Origin of the sequence: Nostoc sp. 2RC, from assembly GCF_014222165.1 — a bacterium.
In the GTDB taxonomy this organism is placed as follows: Bacteria; Cyanobacteriota; Cyanobacteriia; order Cyanobacteriales; family Nostocaceae; genus Nostoc; species Nostoc linckia.
The window spans coordinates 1-3,458 of record NZ_JACKZU010000558.1; the positions used below are offsets into that span (position 1 = coordinate 1).

Below are 3,458 nucleotides of genomic sequence, written 5' to 3' on the forward strand. Positions count from 1 at the left end.
TCCCCACACTCCCCCATCTTTCCATCTCCCCTTTTCCCCTTACCCCTTTCCCTTTCCCCATACCCTGTTTGCCCCATGCCCAATGCACCATACCTCAGTATGTGCCTGATACACATTTTTTGGGAATACTACTTAAGAGCCTATCGCCAGTTGCTAATTAACTTGAGGAATATTGAATAATGTCTATCGACCAACTCCAACCAGCTACTCAACAACAAGCCAGTGTTTACTTACCTTACATCCAGGGTGCTAAGAGGAATTTTTTACCTTTTGCCATTAGTCTTTATCAAAAAGGAGTTTTGGAAGGACACCGAAAGATAGAAGCTAGTGAAAATGTCCCTTTTGTTGCTTCCTGGAATGTTGCTACCCTACCTTCAGATTTAACACGTTGCCGAGTGCAGTTTGATGGCAATGCTGAATTGAGTTATGAACTGATGATGGCGAGTTTCGAGTTTATTAATTATTTAATTGAACTTATGGAAAACTATAAACGTTATCGTGCCACTGATTTTTCCCAGGGATTTTATCGCAAGCTGCTACGCATAGATGAGTGACGGTTGTAAAAAAGCGGATTCTCGGTTTTTACAAAAAATCGGGAATCTTAACTAATTCCTGGTAATTACTTTGATTTATCCAAAGGTAAAAATTCAATTTGTCCTGTATTGGGATTCTGTACAACTTTCACTAGATAAATGTTATCTTGTTGGCGATCGCCATTTGGTTTAAAAGAAATTAAGCCTGTAGCGCCAGTTGCTTGAAAGTTAGTTTCAGCTATTACTTGCTCGATATTTTCACGACTGGGTGATGGTATTTTTTCTAAAGCTGCTAGCAACACACGAGTTGCGTCGTAAGATAACGCAGTGCGCCAATTCCCTGGTTTTTGCCACATTTTCTCCACTTTTTCAGGGAAATCTCGATTTAATTTATTTCTAGAATGCCAAGGTATAGCCACTACTGCATCTCCTTGATTGCCGACCAATGCTTTGAGTAGTTTATTATTATCTAAACTATCACCACCGACTACTAAATATTTATTTTTTATAGCGTATTCAATTACCCGAACTGCGGAATCAGAAGTTAAACCATCGGTAGTTGTAAATAAAATAATTACATTTGCTTTTTGTTCTTTTACTCGATTGAGATTAGCATCTATATTGTCATACAAAGGTATTTCTGCTACTACTTTACCACCTGATTCCGAAAGTCTACCTTTCATTTGTGCTTGCAAAGATTGACTATAAGCACTATTGGGATTAAAAAAGATTGCTGCTTTGAGTTTATTTTGATTTTTTAGGTAGTTAGCTAAAGTTTCAGCAATCACGCGATTGCTTGGAACTACACGAAAAAAACAATTAGGATAATTTGATTGACAGGATGTAGATAAAGATTCTGAGGTGGCTGTAGCAGAAATTAATAATAGATGTTGTTGTTGATAAACTTTAATTGCTTCTAAAGTTGTGTCGCTTCTAAAATGGCCAATAACTGCTAAAATATCCCGATGTTGTCCCAATTTTTCGGCGATTTTTCTAGCATCTTGAATTTGATTATTATCGCTGGCAATCAAAACTTTTAGACCAAGATTTTTGCTTTTGTAATTTTGATTAAATTCGTTTTGCGCTTGAGCAACACCACGCAATATTTCTTGGCTAGAGTAGATATTATCATTATTAATACTCAAAGGAGCAACAACAGCGATGGTATAAGCTTTGATTTTCTCAACTTCTAAGCGGCTGTTATTCAGATAAATCAAAGTTTCGGGGTCGCGTTCTTTTTGCCATGCCTTCTGTAACCAAATAATAGCATCTTGGTATTTACCAGCAGCGATCGCCTTTACTCCTCGTTCTTTTTCTGTTACTCTCATATTGATATTTGGTAACAGAATTTCTTCACCACAACTAATACTATCATCTAAAGGAAATCTCCTCAGCCAAATTTTGTCACATCCATTGACACCATTAAAATACCAATAACTGCCAGGTAATCCAATTCCCAAGAAAATAGCCGTACCAGCTACCCAAGGAGAAATACGTGGCAAGGTAATTGAATGATTCAGGCGTCGGAAAATTACTTGAGTATTTTCTGGACGATTTTTCCAGTATGGCTCCATCATTTCATCGAGCAAATCGAAAAGCGATCGCCATTTCATTTTATTTAACCAGCTTCTCCAAGAATTTGAGTGCAAAGGAACTTGGTTGCGCCAAATTAACTTTCCTGTTTTCTCATCTTCTGGCAAATTTAATGGCGGTTTTCCAGTGAGTAAATGTACAAAAGTTCGTCCTAAAGCAAAAAAATCTGATTGCTTTACCACTGTGCCTTTCATTTGTTCTGGTGATGAATAACCCACTGTACCAATTATGGTATTTTCATTTTCTTGCTGGACATAAGTTTGTGCTAAATCCCGTACTGCTCCAAAATCAATTAACACAAGTTGTCCATCTGGTTTAACCATGATGTTGGCTGGTTTAATATCGCGATGAAAATACCCTTGAGCGTGGACTTGCTCTAAAATTTCTAGTATTTGTTTTAAATAAGCGATGGCTAATTCTGGTGTGATGGGTTGATTATCGCGATTTTTTAACCATTGTTGTAAATTTAAACCCTCAATTTTTTCCATTACTAAGCAATATAATGGCTCTGGACAATTGGGAAAGTTCAATTCAAAATATCCATCCGCCTCAACTTGAGGAATTCCAGAATTATGGAGGCGAATTAATACCTCAGCTTCTCGCTTAAACAAATTAACTATCTTAGATTTTTTTTCCGAATCGCTAAATACAGATAAATTCAAAACCTTCAGGACTTTTTTTGTGCCATTATCTTCTACTTCAAAAGTCCGAGAAAAGCCACCACTCCCCAATAACCTAATTACTCGATACTTGTTTTGTAGTAATAAATTTGCCCCACAATTGCGACAAAAAATGTTACTGTTAGTATTCATTAAATCAGCAGGATTTGGACACTGGGGATTGAGGCAATAACTCATAGAGCTAGGGGGATTACTGGAGTGTGGCAGTGTTATCGGATGTTGATTTGTGCCCACCTGCTTAGTAATGTATAATAAATTTCAAAAATTCAGGGTGCTTGTCAAGCGTTAAAATACTCGCCGGCCCTGCCAAAGCATGTTTTATGTCTAAATCTGCAATCACCGTTACCGTCAAATTGTTCGCCGCTTATCAAGAAGCTTTTCAAGTTTCAGAACTGATACTGGAATTTCCTAATGGTACTCCGGTTAATGCAGTATGCGATCGCCTCATAGCGGAACACCCCGAACTCTCCCAATGGCGTGAAGTTACCCGCTTTGGGATTAATCTCATATTTGTCGAACCAGATACGCCCCTACAAGATGGCGATGAAGTGGTGTTAATTCCCCCAGTTAGCGGCGGGTGAGGGGGGTGGGGGGGTGGGGGGATGGGGGGGAAAGGGGGGGGGGGGGGGGGGGGGGGGGGGGGGGGGGGGGG

At 39.0% G+C, this 3,458-nt stretch carries 3 protein-coding genes; 2 read left to right on the forward strand and 1 reads right to left on the reverse strand.

Going from position 1 to position 3,458, the window contains the following annotated elements; translation table 11 throughout:
- The first annotated feature begins 179 nt into the window (after nucleotides 1-179).
- Complete coding sequence (ebsA, locus tag GNE10_RS33045; RefSeq protein WP_185570279.1) at nucleotides 180-554, forward strand: type IV pilus biogenesis protein EbsA; 375 nt, start codon at nucleotides 180-182, stop codon at nucleotides 552-554.
- 65 nt (nucleotides 555-619) lie between these two features.
- On the opposite strand, the gene GNE10_RS33050 is transcribed toward ebsA, so the two are convergent.
- Nucleotides 620-2,983, reverse strand: coding sequence for a bifunctional serine/threonine-protein kinase/ABC transporter substrate-binding protein (locus GNE10_RS33050; protein ID WP_185570281.1), 2,364 nt, complete (start codon nucleotides 2,981-2,983; stop codon nucleotides 620-622).
- A gap of 143 nt (nucleotides 2,984-3,126) precedes the next feature.
- Between GNE10_RS33050 and GNE10_RS33055 the strand changes: the two genes are divergently transcribed.
- Nucleotides 3,127-3,387: a MoaD/ThiS family protein gene (locus GNE10_RS33055; RefSeq protein ID WP_185570282.1), complete on the forward strand. Its 261-nt coding sequence runs from the start codon at nucleotides 3,127-3,129 to the stop codon at nucleotides 3,385-3,387.
- The last annotated feature ends 71 nt before the right edge of the window (nucleotides 3,388-3,458 follow it).